This is a genomic window from Colwellia sp. E150_009, assembly GCF_053543955.1.
On record NZ_JBHFOM010000009.1, the window covers coordinates 87,547 to 106,013 of the forward strand.

At 36.7% G+C, this 18,467-nt stretch carries 12 protein-coding genes; 7 read left to right on the forward strand and 5 right to left on the reverse strand.

The genetic code is table 11. From position 1 onward, the window contains the following. The first annotated feature begins 169 nt into the window (after positions 1–169). The 3 genes from pabB (at position 170) to ACE1OF_RS06455 (ending at position 3,750) form a co-directional block, all read left to right on the forward strand. Positions 170–1,603 carry an aminodeoxychorismate synthase component I gene (pabB, locus tag ACE1OF_RS06445; RefSeq protein WP_448893458.1) on the forward strand — a complete coding sequence of 478 codons (1,434 nt, stop codon included), beginning with the start codon at positions 170–172 and terminating at the stop codon, positions 1,601–1,603. Next, on the forward strand, positions 1,596–2,216 hold the full coding sequence (locus ACE1OF_RS06450) for a CoA pyrophosphatase (RefSeq protein WP_448893429.1): 621 nt from the start codon (positions 1,596–1,598) through the stop codon (positions 2,214–2,216). The genes pabB and ACE1OF_RS06450 overlap by 8 nt, the downstream gene beginning before the upstream one ends. Before the next feature lie 157 nt (positions 2,217–2,373). Then, positions 2,374–3,750, forward strand: a complete 1,377-nt coding sequence (locus tag ACE1OF_RS06455) for an L-serine ammonia-lyase (protein ID WP_448893430.1) — start codon at positions 2,374–2,376, stop codon at positions 3,748–3,750. A 209-nt stretch (positions 3,751–3,959) separates the two neighbouring features. Here the strand turns inward: ACE1OF_RS06455 and cysB are convergent, their stop codons facing one another. After that, on the reverse strand, positions 3,960–4,934 hold the full coding sequence (cysB, locus tag ACE1OF_RS06460; RefSeq protein ID WP_448893431.1) for an HTH-type transcriptional regulator CysB: 975 nt from the start codon (positions 4,932–4,934) through the stop codon (positions 3,960–3,962). A gap of 275 nt (positions 4,935–5,209) precedes the next feature. Between cysB and ACE1OF_RS06465 the strand changes: the two genes are divergently transcribed. Both ACE1OF_RS06465 and ACE1OF_RS06470 read left to right on the forward strand, forming a co-directional pair. Further along, positions 5,210–5,977 carry a hypothetical protein gene (locus tag ACE1OF_RS06465; protein WP_448893432.1) on the forward strand — a complete coding sequence of 256 codons (768 nt, stop codon included), beginning with the start codon at positions 5,210–5,212 and terminating at the stop codon, positions 5,975–5,977. A 124-nt stretch (positions 5,978–6,101) separates the two neighbouring features. Then, positions 6,102–6,470 (forward strand): ribosome recycling factor family protein, encoded by a 369-nt coding sequence (locus ACE1OF_RS06470; protein ID WP_448893433.1) that lies wholly within the window; start codon positions 6,102–6,104, stop codon positions 6,468–6,470. Positions 6,471–6,544: 74 nt separating this feature from the next. On the opposite strand, the gene topA is transcribed toward ACE1OF_RS06470, so the two are convergent. After that, positions 6,545–9,226 (reverse strand): type I DNA topoisomerase, encoded by a 2,682-nt coding sequence (gene topA / locus ACE1OF_RS06475; RefSeq protein ID WP_448893434.1) that lies wholly within the window; start codon positions 9,224–9,226, stop codon positions 6,545–6,547. 415 nt (positions 9,227–9,641) lie between these two features. On the opposite strand from topA, the gene ACE1OF_RS06480 reads away from it, so the two are divergent. Next, positions 9,642–10,751, forward strand: coding sequence for an arginase family protein (locus ACE1OF_RS06480; protein WP_448893435.1), 1,110 nt, complete (start codon positions 9,642–9,644; stop codon positions 10,749–10,751). 253 nt (positions 10,752–11,004) lie between these two features. On the opposite strand, the gene ACE1OF_RS06485 is transcribed toward ACE1OF_RS06480, so the two are convergent. Further along, the gene (locus ACE1OF_RS06485) at positions 11,005–12,981 is read right to left on the reverse strand and encodes an Ig-like domain-containing protein (RefSeq protein WP_448893436.1); all 1,977 of its coding nucleotides are present in this window, start codon (positions 12,979–12,981) and stop codon (positions 11,005–11,007) included. A gap of 232 nt (positions 12,982–13,213) precedes the next feature. On the opposite strand from ACE1OF_RS06485, the gene ACE1OF_RS06490 reads away from it, so the two are divergent. Beyond that, positions 13,214–14,551 (forward strand): dicarboxylate/amino acid:cation symporter, encoded by a 1,338-nt coding sequence (locus ACE1OF_RS06490; protein WP_448893437.1) that lies wholly within the window; start codon positions 13,214–13,216, stop codon positions 14,549–14,551. Positions 14,552–14,657: 106 nt separating this feature from the next. On the opposite strand, the gene sohB is transcribed toward ACE1OF_RS06490, so the two are convergent. Together sohB and ACE1OF_RS06500 are read right to left on the reverse strand one after the other, a co-directional pair. After that, positions 14,658–15,722, reverse strand: coding sequence for a protease SohB (sohB, locus tag ACE1OF_RS06495; RefSeq protein WP_448893438.1), 1,065 nt, complete (start codon positions 15,720–15,722; stop codon positions 14,658–14,660). Between the two features lie 132 nt (positions 15,723–15,854). Next, positions 15,855–18,392, reverse strand: a complete 2,538-nt coding sequence (locus ACE1OF_RS06500; RefSeq protein ID WP_448893439.1) for an acylase — start codon at positions 18,390–18,392, stop codon at positions 15,855–15,857. Positions 18,393–18,467 lie beyond the last annotated feature (75 nt).

Sequence of the window (18,467 nt, forward strand, 5' to 3'; positions counted from 1 at the left end):
ACCTTTCTATTAAAACTACAGCTAGTAGCTAATAGTAGAATATGAACAATTATTGGATAATTATCCAGTAATTTTAAGATACACTGATTCATCAATAACTTGAGTAACCACCGTCTTGCATTCCAAAACTTTATTGTCATATAAACCGCTAAACCTGTCTGTTGAAAAATTGACCTTGGCAACATCAGTTACCCCATTAGATTTATTTACGCCCTTAGCACAACAACCTTGGGCAGTCTGGCTCGATTCTGGAGAAAGCGAACATATTGATGCGTGTTTTGATATTTTAGTGTGGCAACCTGAAGTCACATTAAGTACTTATGGCAATAAAACCCATATTTATTATAAAAATAATTTAACAGCCGCTAATACGACAATAAGTGAAGATGACCCTTTAACTTTACTAGAAAAAATTCAAAATCAAGTTATCTCACCAGTAAAATCACCTCTGCATAATTTACCATTTGTAGGAGGGGCATTAGGCTATTTATCCTATGATTTAGGCCGCCGTTTTGAGAAATTACCTACAAAAGCAAAACAGGACATAACACTACCTGAAATGGCGATGGGTATCTATTCTCAAGCAGTTATTTATGAGCATAAATCAGCACAATATTTTTTGGTTTGTCCAGAAGATAAGCGTGAGAGTTTAGAAAATTTTTTACATTCATTAATAACAACGCCAAACAATAATAACGATAATACACAAAACTTTACTTTAACTTCCCCTTGGCACAGCAACATGGATAAAGCCACTTATACGGAGAAATTTGAACAAGTTCTGCAATATTTATCATCGGGTGATTGTTATCAAATCAATTTAGCCCAACGCTTTAATGCTCAATATCAAGGTGATGAATTTCAAGCATACTGTGCACTAAGGGCTGCAAACAAAGCACCTTTTTCTGCTTTTATGCGATTAGACAACGCAAGTATTTTAAGTGTTTCACCAGAGCGTTTTTTGCGATGTCAACAAAGCAAGGTGCAAAGTAAACCCATTAAAGGCACTATGCCAAGGAATATTAACAAAAAACAAGATATTACCAACGCAGAAAAATTACTGAACTCAACTAAAGACCGTGCTGAAAATTTAATGATTGTTGATTTGTTGCGTAATGATCTATCAAAAGTTTGTAAACCGAACACGGTAATAGTGCCTAAATTGTTTGCTATTGAAAGCTTTCCTGCGGTTCATCATTTAGTGAGTACCGTGGAAGGTGAACTTGCAGAGCATTGTAATGCTCATGATTTACTGCGTGGTGCCTTTCCTGGCGGCTCTATCACAGGCGCTCCCAAAATTCGTGCCATGGAAATTATTGAACAACTTGAACCTCATAGACGCAGTGTATATTGTGGCAGCATAGGTTATATTTCAAGCTGTGGCACCATGGATACCAGTATCACTATTCGAACTTTGATTGCTATTAAAAATGAACATAATATTTCTCCCTCAAAAGTTAATCAAATATATTGTTGGGCTGGTGGTGGTTTAGTTGCAGATTCAACGGCAACAAGTGAGTTTCAAGAAACCTTTGATAAGGTAAATCGTATTTTACCTGTATTAGCTAAACTGAATAAGAAGGAAAATAAAAACCATGAATAAAGACGAGTTTTTATTTAGATTCCACCTAAAACAACAATATGATTCCTGTCATAATTACCAACACCATGCGCCTCTTAGATCAGCAGCGGTACTAATCGCTTTATGTGATAACCTAAACACAGCAGATAATTATATAGAAGACAATAACCAAAACACATTTTCCACAAATGGTTTGCAGGTGTTATTAACAAAACGAGCCAGCCATTTAAAGCATCACCCTTCACAAATCAGCTTTCCTGGAGGCAAAGTTGAACAAACAGATATAGACCTTACCCACACAGCATTAAGAGAAGCGCAAGAAGAAATAGGACTGAATCCCGAAAACGTCACTGTTATTGGCCAACTTCCAAGTTATGAAATTATCAGTGGCTATCAAGTTACACCTATTATTGCCATGATTGACTCCGTTCAGAGTTACATTAAAGATAAAAATGAAGTGGATGAAATATTTCACGTGCCACTACAACACTTTTTGCAAGACGAAAACCATCTTATAGTCGACTCTTATCGTCATGGCCGCCATCACAATGTGCACTTTTACCCTTATAAGCACTATAATATTTGGGGGGCAACAGCTGCAATGATGAAAGACTTAGTTAACCGAATAAAATAACGTTATTAGCCTAGTACCAACATATTTAATTTTATACTAACAACTTCATGCTAACAAAATCGAATATTTATTGTCAAAAATTATATCTTTCAGCTATCATTAACCATATTAACACCAAACAAAACATAAAATATTAAAATTTTATTCGGAATTAAACATGATTAGCGTATTTGATATGTTTTCTATAGGCATTGGCCCATCAAGCTCTCATACTGTTGGCCCAATGAAAGCAGCAAAACTTTTTGTTGAAGAACTAAAAAAACAAACTTTACTCATAAAAACGAATCGCGTTAAATGTGAACTTTTTGGTTCTTTGGGTCAAACAGGTATTGGCCACGGTACAGGTAAAGCCATTATTTTAGGCTTATCTGGCGAAACCCCAGAAACGATTCCTGTAGACACCATTGAAACTATTCTTGCTGGAGTGGTGACACGTCAAAAAATACAACTCGATGGTAGCCATTTGGTAAATTTTCCAAAAAATAATGCCATTATTTATCATCATAGAAAAAGATTACCAGCACACGCCAATGCATTAACACTTTTTGCCTACCAAGGCGAAAAAATCCTGTTAGAACAAACTTATTATTCTATAGGTGGTGGGTTTATCGTGCTAGATTGTGACTTTGAGAAAGAGAAGGATAAAGCACTATCTCTACATGAGAATATCGACCGACCGCATAAATTTACAAACGCCGCACAGCTGCTGACTATAGCACAAGAAAAAGGTTTAAGTATCAGTACTATTATGATGCACAATGAAAAGTGCTTAAATGATGAGGCAACCATACGTACTAAGTTAATTGCTATTTGGCAAGCAATGCGAGGTAGTGTCGATCGGGGCATACTTACTGAAGGAATATTGCCTGGTGGTTTAAAAGTTAATCGCCGTGCGCCAGCATTATACCGCTCTTTAATGGTAGAAAAGTCTAATGATCCGCTTACCGCAATGGACTGGGTAAATTTATTTGCTTTGGCTGTTAATGAAGAAAATGCCGCAGGAAGCCGAGTAGTAACAGCGCCTACCAATGGTGCTGCGGGTATTATTCCTGCGGTGCTTTGTTATTACGACAAATTTGTAAACCCCGTGTCTGAAGACGACTGTATTCGTTATTTACTTACCGCTGCAGCTATTGGCATTTTATACAAAACCAACGCATCTATTTCTGGCGCTGAAGTAGGCTGTCAAGGAGAAGTAGGTGTTGCCTGTTCAATGGCAGCAGCTGCCTTAACAGAAATAATGGGTGGTACACCAATTCAAGTTGAAAATGCCGCTGAAATAGGTATGGAACATAATTTAGGTTTAACTTGTGACCCTGTTGGTGGCTTAGTTCAAGTTCCCTGTATTGAACGAAATGCCATGGGCTCAGTAAAAGCAATTAATGCGTCAAGATTAGCACTGCGCGGTACAGGTACCTCCAAAGTTTCGCTAGATAAAGTTATTAAAACTATGTGGGACACAGGTAATGATATGAAAACTAAATATAAAGAAACTTCGCGAGGCGGCTTAGCAGTAAATATTACTGAATGTTAAACAGGTATAATTAACCAGCAAGAAGTAAACAATTAACCTTGCCCTACTAAAGTAAAATAGGGCAATCAATTTCTGTCTATATAACTTAGTAATTTTAGTAATTTAAATTTTATTTACCAAAGGTTTGAGCTTTGTAGCAATTGATACCAATGTGAGTAACAGAGTAATGTGATAATCACGCCTATACAAAAGGGGTATCTTACTTCTTATTATCGTATTGGTAGCGTCACGTCAGCAAACATTTCATCAACTTCCGCATTATTTTTTAACAGCATGGCTTGTGTAACTACATGTTTATTTAAATGTGGGGCAAAACGCTCAATAAAATCAAACATATATCCTCGTAAGAAACTCCCTCGTCTAAAGCCAATTTTTGTTGTACTCGCTTTAAATAGATGGCTAGCATCAATACTTACCAAATCGTTATCAATGGTAGGATCAATTGCCATTGAGGCAATAACACCAACACCAACACCTAAACGCACATAAGTTTTAATAACATCAGCATCTGTTGCTGTAAAAGCAATTTTGGGCTCTGCTCCCGCTTTTTCAAACGCAGCATCTAATTCAGAACGCCCTGTAAAACCGAAAACATAAGTTACAAGAGAATATTTAGCAATATCTTGAATAGTTAGGTTTTGTTTTCGTGCTAAAGGGTGATCTTTTCGCACAATAACACTTCTATTCCAGTGATAACAAGGCAACATAACCAAATCGTTATACAAATGTAAAGATTCTGTTGCAATGGCAAAATCTGCTTCACCTTTCGCTGCAGCATCACTAATTTGTGCTGGTGTACCTTGAGACATTTGCAGAGAGACTTTACTGTATTTTTTGATAAAACCTTGTATTACTTCAGGTAAAGCGTAACGGGCTTGGGTATGAGTTGTCGCAATGCGTAGCTTACCTTCGTCAGGCTGCGTATGTTCACGCGCAACCGCTTTTATTCCTTCAACTTTTGAAAGAATTTGCTGAGCAATATTAATGACTTCTTGCCCTGCAGGCGTAACATGGGTCAGGTGTTTACCACTACGACCAAATATTTGAATTCCCAATTCATCTTCAAGCATTCTAACTTGCTTAGAAATACCTGGCTGAGAAGTAAAAAGAACCTCTGCTGTAGCAGAAACATTTAGGTTATTGTTTAGTACTTCTACTATATAGCGCAATTGTTGCAATTTCATATGTATACCTAAGCTGCCTCAAGCATCGAGTGTAGGATCTTTTTTTAGACCAAAATAATATACTTAATTAAGGATTTATTCCATATTAAATTTAAATTTTTATAAATTAAAATTTAATATGGAATAATTTAGCTTACAAATCTCTAATCTAAGAGCTAAATAACTAAATTAAATAATAAATTGTAAGTTAGGCTTTGCTAAGCATGACATTTTTTGTAGACTGCTACTATCAAGGTGGATAGTTATTCACATTATTAAAATATAAGAGCTATAACATGGTCACTATTATTATAGGTTTACTCATTACCTTAATCATCTTTGTTGTCGTGGTTAGTGCGATACAACAACATAAAGAAAAACAAGATGCAGAAAGAAGAGTTAAAGTGGCAAAACAGAAAGCTATTATAGATGAAAGCGAAGAACTTATTTTTAACTTGGCTCAAATTCCTTCTAGTCCAAATCTTGCTAAAATTTTAAATAGAAGGTGTTTAAATGCAGCTAAAGAAGTACAAAGGTTAATGCCTGATGTTAATGGCCTTAAGAAGAAAATAGATGAGCTTAAATCTCGCTTAGAAGTGGCAGAAGATGCAGCTTCCAACCAAAGCAACGAAGCAAATTTCATATTACCTGATAATGAAAAACAGATATTAGCAACATTACAGTGCATAAAAAAACTACGTACCATATTAAAATCAGAGCAATCAAAAGGTGCACTGGATCCAACCATCTTTGCACAAGAAGATCTGCGCTTAGATGCCATGCAATTAAAAATAAATATCGAAAGTTTAATCAAACGAGGTTGTCAAGCGCAAGGTAAAGAGATGTATGGCTCTGCTCGACAATACTTTGAAAAAGCATTACAAACTTTAGATAGTCATGCGAAAAAAACAGAGTACACAGTAGCTAAACAGACTGAAATTACCTCTTTATTAGCAGAAATTACTGAAGCATTAAAAATTACTAATGCTTCAGATGCGGCGAGAAAAGCAAAAAATGAAGAAGATGAATTAGATATTTTATTTCAACCTAAAAAGAAATGGTAAATTTTTACTGGTAGGCCATGACTGGTTCGTACATAAAAATGCAATTAATATAACCGTGTCATTCAGTCTATATAACTAAGCCAGCTAATGCTGGCTTTTTCTTATGAATAATTGAGATTATAGCGTGGAAAAAGTCAATTCTATTACCCTGAATTCCTTTTTACGAAGAACAATGAAAGCTTATGCATTAAAGGCATACATAAGACTACAAGGCTGTGAGTTAAAACGTATTGGCCGATCTCGTCATTGGTTACTTAAAGCAAATTTTGAACAGTTACAGGCTATTATCACTTTCATAGAGTCATCAAATGAACCAAGCTGGTTGTGGTTAGCTAAACAACTAAAAAATGAATATAAGCATTTAACTCATGATGAACTATTAAGAACTGCAGCAACAATTGACAAAGTAACTATCAGTGCCTTGATAGCAAGAACTGATTGTACAATAGCCCAAGCAAGGCAAGTAATTGATGAATTAGAGGGGTTAGATTAAAGCTAATAATCAGTGACATATATTGACCAGTGACAAGTTACAAATTGTCTTCGTAACTTGTCACTCATTCAACACTAACTTTCTTCTTTCTCGGCTGTTTTTTTCTTTACAGCCACTTTCTTTTTAGTGACCTTTTTCTTAGGTTTAGGTATATCCTCAACCCACTTACCATCAATATATTTTGCCGTCCAGCCTGTCGCTTTACCTTCAACCTCTGTCATAACATACTGTTCTTTTGTTTTACGACTATAACGAACAATACTAGGATTGCCCTTATTATCTTGCGCTGGAGCATCAGCTAAATAATAAAACTTAGACGAAATTCTGTCTCTGAAACGCTTTAATTCTTCAACTTTTGGTGCTCTAGTTTCACGTGAACGAGGAAAAGTGTTAGCAGCCAAGAAGATGCCAGCAGCCCCATCACGCAAAACAAAGTGTGCCTCAGATTTTTCACAAGCAAGCTCAGGTAATTGAACAGGATCTTCCTTTGGTGGCGCAGCTTCACCATTAGCTAATAACTTACGGGTGTTTTTACATTCCGCATTAGTACAATCAAAATATTTACCAAAACGACCAGATTTCAATTCCATATCGGCTTGGCATCGATCACACTCTAAAACAGGGCCATCATACCCTTTAATTTTAAAAGTCCCTTTTTCTACTTCAATACCATCACAAATAGGATTATTACCACACACGTGCAGTTTACGGGTTTCATCAATAAGATAGCTATCCATGGCTGTATTGCATTTTTTACAACGGTGCATAGCGCGTAAGGCTTCAGTTTCTTGATCTTCTGCTAATACACTGATAGCTTCTTCGCCTGGCGTTAAGTTCATGGTGGTTGTACAACGCTCTTTAGGTGGTAAAGCATAACCCGAACAACCTAAGAACACTCCTGTTGAAGCGGTTCTAATACCCATTTTACGCCCACACGTTGGACAATCAATATCCGTTAGTACAGGATTATTATTCGGCATTCCACCTTCTTCAGCTTCAAGATTAGCAAGTGCTAACTTTTTACTAAAGTTATCATAAAATTTATCTAACACTGCTTTCCAATCAAGCTCGCCAACAGCAATCGCATCAAGCTCCTGCTCCATATTCGCGGTAAAATCATAACTCATTAGCTTTTCAAAGCTAATTGAAAGGCTATCTGTAATTATTTCACCCATTTTTTCAGCATAGAAACGCTTTTTATCTAAACGAACATAACCCCTATCTTGAATAGTTGAAATGATAGAAGCGTAAGTGGAAGGACGACCAATAGAGCGTTTCTCTAACTCTTTCACTAAAGATGCTTCACCATAACGTGCAGGTGGCTTAGTAAAATGCTGCGCAGCCTCTAAGTTGTCTAGCGCTAATACCTCACCTACCGTTAAATCAGGTAAGTGTTTGTCATCGCCCTTGGTCAATTGTGGATGAACACGAGTCCAACCATCAAATTGCATTACCCTACCTTTCGCTTTTAACTCAAAACCAGCAGCGCTGATTGTTAACGTACTTACAGTATAACGTGCTGCTGTCATTTGACAGGCAACAAATTGTCGCCAAATTAAATCGTAAAGTTTTTTAGCATCGGCCTCAATGCCTTCCATAAAAGCAGATTCAACTTTTACATTTGACGGACGAATGGCTTCATGCGCCTCTTGTGCACCAGCTTTTGAACCGTATACTTTAGGTTTTTCAGGCAGGTAATTTTCACCAAAACTTTCACTAATGTAGTTTCGGCACATATCAACCGCATCTTTACTTAGATTGGTTGAATCAGTACGCATATACGTTATATGACCTGCTTCATATAAACGTTGTGCTAAACCCATGGTACGTTTCACGCCGTACCCTAATTTAGTGCTGGCAGCTTGTTGCAATGTTGACGTAATAAAAGGTGCTGAAGGTGTACTTTTTGAAGGTCTATCTTCACGTTTACTCACCACATATTCTGCTGGTTTTAATACTGCTAATGCTTTGTCAGTATCAGTTTTGTTAGTGGGTTTAAACGCTTTGCCATTTTCATGTGTTACATCCAACGTTAACGATTCACCTGAACTCGCATGTGTATCAGCAACTACTTCCCAAAACTCTTGAGGGTCAAACGCTTTTATCTCACGTTCTTTCTCAACAACTAACTTTACCGCAACTGATTGAACTCGGCCCGCAGACAAACCTCGGGCAACTTTTTTCCACAGTAACGGGCTAACCATAAAGCCCACAACACGGTCAAGAAAACGACGAGCTTGTTGTGCATTAACACCAGGCATACTTAATTCACCTGGCGTAGCAAAGGCTTGTTTTATCGAACTTTCCGTTATTTCATTGAAGACAACTCGGCGAAATTTATCGTCATCACCACCAATGAGCTCTTTTAAATGCCAAGCAATCGCTTCTCCCTCGCGATCCAAATCGGTTGCGAGATAAACGATGTCTGCTTTTTCAGCTAGTTTTTGTAACTCTGTGACAACTTTCTCTTTTCCTGGAAGAATTTGATAATTAGCCGCCCAGTTTTTTTCAGGATCAATTCCCATTCGGTTAACTAACGCTAGCTTGTCACGTTTGGCCTTGTACTTAGCCTTCGCTTCAGGTGCCATTTTACGTACTTCTGCAGGTGATTTAGTGGCAACTTTCTTCCCTGTACTGCTGTGGGGTAAGTCACGTACATGCCCAACACTCGACTTTACAATAAAGTCTTTTCCTAAGTATTTATTAATTGTTTTCGCTTTGGCTGGCGATTCGACAATAACAAGTGATTTTGCCATAAAAGTTTGTAATCCTACTTACTTCAACCGTTTATCTACAGGTGAAGCTAAATTAATTTCTGTTTTATTATTCATTCACTATTTGAGGTAAAAAGTGCGAGCATGCTCTTTAATATCACTCAAACAAGGCTAATTAAGGGTATCTTTTTAAAAACATGATTGCATACCTATTTATACATATATCTATAATTATGCAAATTAACAAGCATTTATTTTTTAAGCAAGCACGCCTACCTATTACTCTTTGCTGCTTTTGACTATAATGCCCATGTACTAATACCAACGCTTATTAAAAATAATTAACGCTATTTCAGCGCAATCATAATCGACTTTGCTGAAAAAAATAAGGGCTAACGTCTAAAAAACTCAATTAAGCAGGTATTTTTAATTATTCAGATCTAATACTGAGGCAACAATGTCGCAATTAACCGCACAACTAAAAAACAAACTAATTCACTGCTTATGCCCTCCAGGAAATGGAGTTTTTACCGTCAATACTGCGAAGGAGCGTAAAGAGCAATTACATCAAACAATTTTTGGCCAAGTCAGTGGCATAGATAATTTATGGAAAAGTGCTTTAGACAAGCTTCCAGATAGCTCTAATGCCGTTATTTTAGGTGTAGCATCAGATTGTGGAGGTGGTATCCTTCGAGGTGCTAATTGGGGTCCCTTATTTATTCGCAGCACATTACTTGAAAATTACCCTGCTCTAAACTTCTATGATTTGGGAGATGTTCGCATCATTCCGCACTTATTGTCAGACAAATATTTAAATGATGCGACAATAACCAATTGCCGAAAAGCTTTATATCAAAATTCGCAAAGTGAATATTGTGTTAGTCCCCTCAGTATTACTGAAGATGTTTTACATGATTTTTATGCTGCATTTCCTGACAAAGGTATTTTTGGGCTAGGTGGAGATCACAGTGTTAGCTATCCACTAACCAAAGCGTATTTACAAGCAAAACAACAACAAGGTAAACGTACTAGCATTATCCACTTTGATGCCCACACAGATCTACTAACTGAGCGCCTAGGTATTGATTTATGTTTTGGCTCTTGGTGTACTCATATATTAAATGATTTACCTGCACCAGAACATTTAATTCAAATTGGTATACGTTCAAGTGGAAAACCTAAATCACATTGGGAAAGTACCTTTGGTGTTAAACAACATTGGGCACATGAAATTAAGGATAAAGGAATAGAAAAGGTCATCAACAATATTCTACAACAACTAGCACAGCAAAATATTGATGAGCTTTATGTTAGCTTTGATATTGACGCGATTGATGACAGCTTTGCATCAGCTACGGGCACTCCAGAACCAAATGGTTTAATGCCAGAAGAAGCAATGCAAATACTTCGCGCTATTGCCACAAAATACCCCATAACGGGTGCAGATATGATGGAAATTGCCCCCTTTACAGACAGTTCAGGTTTAGGGGTAATTAGCCAAGAAAAAACATTAAAGGTAGCTGGTGAAATTTCTGCCTTTTTAATTGGTGAAATGAATAAGCACTAATTTGGCAACTAATACCAATCTCACTAACTATGTGATCATTTCTACTGGTTAAAACAACCAACTACTGCGTTATTTATTTAATAATTAGAACACTAGTTATTAAAAAACTGCCTTGTATTTGGCTGTTTTTCCTGCGCATAAAGTAGATCACCTAATTAATGAAACTGGTATGATTTTTGGAAATTATTAAATTGAATAAATAAAAATGGCTCTTAAAAGAGCCATTTATGTTCACCAATATGCGCAGCCCAAACTAATCAGCATCCCCACATGAATTTGAGCTACCAAAAGGACCATTTGGCCAAATGAACGCAGCGGGGGCGACATTTTCTTGTACTACATCTTCAGACAATATATCTAGTCTAAATAAGACTTTAGCAAAACTTTCTGTCCCTTTAACTTTTGTTGAAACAATTAATTCTACATTAGCCCAACCACCAAAAACTTCGGCATACTCGATATCAATCAAAGCTCTCCCTTGCTCATCAGTAGTAACAGTACCTTGGGCATTTACAATATTTCCAGGTGTTAATATACCATTACCATTGGTGTCTTCTTCATTATCAAGGTCGTCTAATATACCATTTTTATTTATATCTTCATTTGCACATACTGTTGAATAAAACGGAGCATAATGGTCAAATTTACCTTCATCATTTAACACAACTCCCCAAGTTCCTTTGAAGTATTCTTTAGGGATAGCCGATACGGTTAAATCAACATTAGGAATAGGTGTTGAGTCTATATCGGTTACAAACACAGAATATTGTTTATTATATGTGTTTATATCTGATTGCAAAATACTGTTACCCGTACCCAAAGCAATAAACACTTCACGGTCAGCAACCGTCATATTTACTGTGTCAGATATTTCTGTTGACGCCCCTCTAACCGTTGCCTTAACTGATATACCTTCAAATGAAGAAGTATTGTTTGACGTGTAAACTGTTGACGCACTACCATTACTGTCAGTGACAGCAGAAGCAGGATAAATGCTCCCATTACTGACATCATCTAGATCAAAATCAATCGTTTTATTTTTAACTAAATTTCCTTCTGAATCTCTAACAGTGACAGAAATTGTGGACGTTTGGCCATTAGGCCCTATTGAAACAGGGAATGCTTGCGCTATTAATCGGTACGCACTATCAGCAATAAATTCAAATTCTAATTGATTATTTAATTCAATTGTTTTGTCATTAACTGTCGTAGTACCAGTGAAGGTTAAAATGGCTTTACCAGCATTGGTTGATGTGATTGTGGCTGTGGCTTTACCAGCAACCGTTGTTGTTGAAGCACTACCTAAACTCCCTCTCGTGGTAGTAAAATTAACCACTGTTCCATCAGGAACAGGCTCCCCAGAACGTAACCAAGTTAGCGTAGCTGTTGCAGTTTTAGATAATAAAACATCAGGAATTTCTTCATTTGATAAATCAACTGTATTCGTGCCGTCACTGAAGCCAGTAAACAAGAAAGTATCTGCTTGCACACTGATAGGGACTACGGTTGTTGCACCAAAAGCACTTGCAACAATACTATTCGTACCTTCTGAAGTTCCTACAATATCTAATTTAACTTGACCGTTAGCATCAGTTCTCACTTCTTCCGTAGGTAACGTAATATTAGCAACGGCACCACCAACCTGGGTAGCTTCCCCCGAAAGTGACAGTTCAACTAAAGCACCAGCAAGGCCAATACCATCAGAATTTAAGACCTTAATGGTATAATTATTAACATCATTAATTGCTAATACTGAAGAGCCTGATAGTGATACTGTAGTACCAACAACGTATATATCAATACTATCACTGACATTACCGCTTGTAACTTCTACTGTTATTACCCGGTTATTGCTGTCTGTTTCTGTTGCTAAATTTCTAATCACTTTACCGTCAGAACCTGTGATATCTGAGGTAATATTTTGCCCCAGTTCATCAACGGCAAAACCTATATCACCAGAGGAGGAACTGAAATTAATAGAAACACCTTCAAGTAAATTATTATTACTATCTTTAGCGATGGCAGTTAAAAGAATAACTTCAGCACCGCTTGAAGCAAGTTGCTTCGAACTAGCTAATAAAGTAATACTACTAGCCACAGGCCCTGTATCGGGAGGGGGTACTGTTCCCCCATTATCAGTTGAGAGCCCTCCATCACCGCCTCCACACGCTGTTAATATGGTTAACGTCATTAATAACAGAGTAAAACTAAATCGTCGAAGTAACTCCATAAAGGTATCCCTATTTCTTATGATTAAACTAAATTTCCAACTTTAAACATATTAACTGATAAATAACAAAAAAGTACAATTTAATCCTCAAAAAATAAAAAAAGCGTAAACATCCAGCAAGTTAACTAAAAAATAAAATTATCCTCGGGTTAAATGTGTAAAATTGTTTTTAATCTTTTAAATTGTTGCTAACCTATCAAGTCTAACAATATAAATAACATATCTATATATTATGACCACTCCCCAAAAATACAGTTTAACAACTCGCATTGTTATCGGCATGATAGCAGGAATACTCCTCGGTTCATTATTACAGTGGCTAATGCCTAATGGCAATGATGTAGTTCTAAATTTATTCTTCTTTGAATTTTCACTGCAAAACGTCCTTGTTAATGGCGTACTTGAAATTATGGGCCAAGTATTTATGGCAAGCTTGCGTATGCTTGTTGTACCTTTGGTATTTGTATCGCTTGTTTGCGGTGTATGCTCGCTTCAAGATACAACAAAGCTTGGCCGTATAGGCGGTAAAGCTATTGGCCTTTATTTAGTTACCACGGCAATTGCTATCAGCATGGCAATTTTCGTTGCTATTATCATTAGCCCGGGTGAAGGCGTAGGAATGACGGCAAGCACCAGTTTCAGTTCAAGAGAAGCCCCCTCTTTGGCACAGGTAATTATTCAAATGTTTCCTACCAACCCTTTTGATGCTTTTGCGCAAGGAAAGATGTTACAAATAATTGTTTTTGCTCTTTTATTTGGTATAGCTATTGCTTTATCAGGTAAAGCGGGTGAACGAGTGGCTGCACTTTTTGAAGATTTAAGTGAAATTATTATGCGCTTGGTTGCTATTTTGATGAATATTGCGCCATATGGTGTATTTGCATTACTCGCAACATTATTTACCACGGTTTCAATAGAAACCATCAGTAATTTAATTAGTTACTTTTTTGTTGTATTCTTTGTATTGATTGGTCATGCACTGATCACCTACCCATTAATACTAAAATTACTCACAGGATTAAACCCTCTTATTTTCTTAAAGAAAATGCGAGATGCGGCAATTTTTGCCTTTTCTACAGCAAGCTCCAACGCCACTATTCCAGTCACATTAGAAACAGCCACAAGGAAAATGGGCGTTAAAAATTCAATCGCCTCATTTACAGTACCACTAGGTGCAACCATCAATATGGATGGAACAGCAATCATGCAAGGGGTAGCCACTGTTTTTATTGCTCAAGTATTTAGTCAAGATTTAACCTTAGCCGATTATGTCACTGTCGTTTTAACAGCAACCCTTGCTTCAATTGGTACCGCTGGTGTTCCAGGTGTTGGTTTAATTATGCTAGCCATGGTATTAGAACAAGTTGGCTTGCCCGTTGAAGGAATAGCATTAATTATTGGTGTTGACAGATTACTTGATATGACCCGCACGGCAGTTAATGTAACGGGCGATAGTATGGTTGGCATTATCGTAGCAAAATCCGAAGGGCAATTTGACAACGATATGTATATCAATGCTGATGCAGGCAATAAAATAGAAGAAATAGATTTTCATCATTTGAAAGATTAACAACAATAATAAAGGCTGTAAGTATTCTACCTACAGCCTTTATTTAAACTACGCTTGTTTTTTTGTTACTAATAATCAGCATAAAACCGCTAATAAATAACTATTGTTAACTTGGAAAAATACGATTCTTTTGCATTAATTTGCCCAACACACTGTCTACAGAAAGAGACGCTGCTTTTCCTAACTTCTCTGCTAAGCCTTTTTTAACTTCATACTTAATAGCCACAACTTTATGACTTTTACTACGCTTTTGTAAATACTCGTCACTGGTTTGTATTGTATCAATAAGTCCAAGTTCTAGTGCTTTTGTACCAAACCAATGCTCGCCTGTGGCTACTTTTTCTAAATCTAAACTGGGTCTGTGTTCATTAACAAAGTTTTTAAATAAAATATGCGTTTCTTCAAGTTCTTCAATAAATTTTTCTTTACCTTTCTCAGTATTTTCACCAAACATGGTAACAGTACGTTTGAACTCACCTGCGGTAAACTGTTCAAAATCTATATTATTCTTCTTTAATAATTTATTAAAATTAGGTAATTGCGCAATTACGCCAATAGAACCAAGAATAGCAAAAGGGGCTGCTATAATATTATTAGCCACACAAGCCATCATATAACCACCTGATGCCGCAACTTTATCAACTGAGACTGTTAGCGGGATGTCATGCTGGCGGATTCGGTCAAGTTGTGATGAAGCTAAACCATAACCGTGCACCATTCCTCCACCACTTTCTAAGCGAACAAAGACTTCATCATCTTTAGAAGCAACAGATAAAATAGCCGACACTTCCTCTCGAAGAGAGCTAACTTCCTTAGCGTCAATACTACCTTTAAAATCAATAACAAAAACTTTCGATTTACCTTCTGCTATAGCATCAATGCCTGATTTTTCTTTTTTCTTGGCTGAGGCCTTATCTGCTTTAGCTTGTTCTTTTGCTAATTTTTTGTCATTTTTCTCTTTGAGTTTTAATTCTTCCTTGCTCAACAAAGCATGAGCAATTTCTTGCTCTACTTCTTCAAACTGCTCTGACAAATCTGTAATATCTAACTCACCTTTTTTATGTTTATGCTTAATAGCTGACGCTGTAGCTACGGCTACGATAGCAATAATCGCAATGACAAAAGTAACTGTTTTAGCTAAAAACAAACCATATTCGTATAAAAATTCCAAGCTTCACTCCTGAGCGCTTCACGCTATTATAACTTCTCTAATACGATGCTATATGGGGATAAAAAAAACAAAAAAAAGCCTTTAGTGTTATTTAAAGGCTTGTTTTATTTAAATATGAAAGATCAACAATGCCTAGTTTGAACTAATATCAAGCTCACTAATAATATTTGCACTAATGTCTGCCTCACTAAATAGCAAAGGCCTTAAAGCCGTTGTTTCTGAATATAAACGATTTTGATCATCAATGTGCTCTGAGTTTACATTAGATGACTGTGAATAACTCAACAAGCCGCGTGCAAGTGGGCCATTATCGGTAAAATTAACCACGAACATCCAACTCGAACCATAATTAAGATGATACCCTTGGGTTGTTAAACCTGATGACAAAGGCATTGCAGTTTCCACATCAAGTACTGGGGGATATTGGTGTATAGGGAATAATGTGTCATCAGTTTTTGCAGATGAAAATATATTAAAACCACCTTCTCGATGATTTCCTCCCGCCCACGGAAATTTAATGCCACTGGCATGGCCATCAAATGTTGATTTTTCAGTGAATTGAATATCAGCAATACTAGCATCAAGCATAAAGCCTGATGCCTCAACATTTTTAATTGCCGCTGCCAATGTCCTTAATACTGAACCATCACTCACTAATGTATTAGGTGTTAGCGCCGCCATATCGGGATCAAAACTGACAGCAAATTGACTTTTACTATTAAATTTAAAAGCAAATTCTCTGAATAAATGAGCCCCTTGACTAACTTTATTAAAGCGCCTATCCCAGTTAGCAAGCACTGTGCATCCCTGAGAAATATCAACATTTAAACCATTATCTAAGGTAACTTCTGTATTACCTTGAGCTTGACATTGTGCTACCAAATCATCAAGAACGGCTTCAGCTAAATAGGCTCGGTTACTTAATAAAGCAGATTCAACCTCTGTTGCTGAAAATTTTTCATCTTCACCAGCACTGTCAGACAGCATTTTTAAACCCATTCTGGTTCTTAATGACAATGCGCTAAAATCATCACCATATAAAATAGAATAACTATCCAAAGGTGACGACGGATTAGTAAACCAATAAGAGTCATTGGAATTTTGAACATAGTCATTATTTAATAATTTAGGTGCTTGTTCATAGCTATTTAAACCGTTAGGCTCAAATAGTGCTGTATCATTAGGTAAGATATCAAAGCCAACAGATTGACGTGTTCCAACTAAAACAGGATCAGTTCTCATTAAGCCTAAAGCGGTATCATTTAGATTTAAAACGCGAGATTTATCTATATAAAAAGCATTACCTTGGTCATCTGCAAACATAGTGTTCACCCAAGGAATACCATCAAAATCTTTAAATGCTTGTTGAAATTCATCAAGGTTACTGGCTAAATTCATCGCTAACCAATGGTCAACCATATCTGTATTTTCTGCCGCGGCATCACGAAGCGTAAAAGCATGACTAGTAGACCACTCCATACCATTACTTGGCGGAGTTTCAATAACTAAGCCATGGTGTGAGTAAAAATAATCTTTTGATAAAATAACAGATTGTCCATTACCTGCATTTACCTCAATAAAATATGTTTTCTTTTCAATATCATGATTTTCTCCATCAACTACATAGTGCTGTTTATTTTCAGCTTCTAAACTTAATTGATAAACCACAAATCGACGTGATTTAGAAACTGTATGAGTCCATCCTAAATGTTGATTAAAACCAATATTCTGTACAGGAAAGCCCTGTAGAGCCCCTCCCATAACATCCATTACACCTGGGATTGTAATATGTGATTGATAAAATCTTAAATGTCCTGTATGAGGAAAGTGCGGATTGGCAAGAACAATCCCTTTGCCATTTTCAGTTTTATCCTTACCTATTCCCCACCCATTTGAACCTAAGTCTCCTAAATCTATATCTGTCTGTTTAAATGTGGCAGCTACAGATTCAATATTTGCAAGGATATTTTTAGCTTTATTATTAGATGCACTTTTAGTTCTTGCACCTACATAAGGTAAATATTCAGTGCCATCACCAGGATTAGCCAAAAAAGCAAGCTGCATAAAAGTCGCATTTGCGCCACTAGCATATTGTGATGTAGCAAATAAATACGCGGTTAATTCTATTGGAGTTATTGGTTTTACCCAAGGTTGATTAACACAAAGTGGCGCTAAATTTTCAATACCAGTCTCTTTCAAATATTTATTATAACCCGCAACATAACCTTCAATAACTGCTCGGGTATTATCTGACAAACTTGGATATAGTTTTGCTGCAGACGTCATAACGCCGAGGGCATGGTGCCCAAAATCAGAAATAACATTACCTGAATCACCCGATCCTAACACTTTATCTGGACCAAAATATTTAGCACGTTCACTACGTACTTTCAAAATCTGATCGGCTAAGATACAAAGATTGTCTTGTGCATAGGCATACCCTGAGCCAAAAGAAACACTTTGTAAATTATCGCCTGTAATATGAGGCACACCATAACTAGTACGTCTAATGTTAGCATTAAGAGTACCGTCAGTATCAAAGGCAACTAAACTTGGCATGGGCGCAATAATGTCAGGTGTGGTGTCAACTTGCTTCGAGTCGTCACTTCCGCAAGCGGTTAATCCCATAAGTAACACCATAGTTAATATGTATTTATTTTTATTCTTCATTTATCTTTCCTTCTTTTATTATTTGTTTTTTTCCGTTAGATAGATTTTATAAAAAAGACCAAAATTAAAGATGCT

Excerpts from the sequence above, each read along its gene's own strand:
- ACE1OF_RS06455 (WP_448893430.1), top strand. The coding sequence starts at position 2,374 with ATGATTAGCGTATTTGATATGTTTTCTATAGGCATTGGCCCATCAAGC.
- ACE1OF_RS06485 (WP_448893436.1), bottom strand. The coding sequence starts at position 12,981 with ATGGAGTTACTTCGACGATTTAGTTTTACTCTGTTATTAATGACGTTA.
- ACE1OF_RS06450 (WP_448893429.1), top strand. The coding sequence starts at position 1,596 with ATGAATAAAGACGAGTTTTTATTTAGATTCCACCTAAAACAACAATAT.
- ACE1OF_RS06480 (WP_448893435.1), top strand. The coding sequence starts at position 9,642 with ATGTCGCAATTAACCGCACAACTAAAAAACAAACTAATTCACTGCTTA.
- topA (WP_448893434.1), bottom strand. The coding sequence starts at position 9,226 with ATGGCAAAATCACTTGTTATTGTCGAATCGCCAGCCAAAGCGAAAACA.
- cysB (WP_448893431.1), bottom strand. The coding sequence starts at position 4,934 with ATGAAATTGCAACAATTGCGCTATATAGTAGAAGTACTAAACAATAAC.
- ACE1OF_RS06500 (WP_448893439.1), bottom strand. The coding sequence starts at position 18,392 with ATGAAGAATAAAAATAAATACATATTAACTATGGTGTTACTTATGGGA.
- ACE1OF_RS06465 (WP_448893432.1), top strand. The coding sequence starts at position 5,210 with ATGGTCACTATTATTATAGGTTTACTCATTACCTTAATCATCTTTGTT.
- ACE1OF_RS06490 (WP_448893437.1), top strand. The coding sequence starts at position 13,214 with ATGACCACTCCCCAAAAATACAGTTTAACAACTCGCATTGTTATCGGC.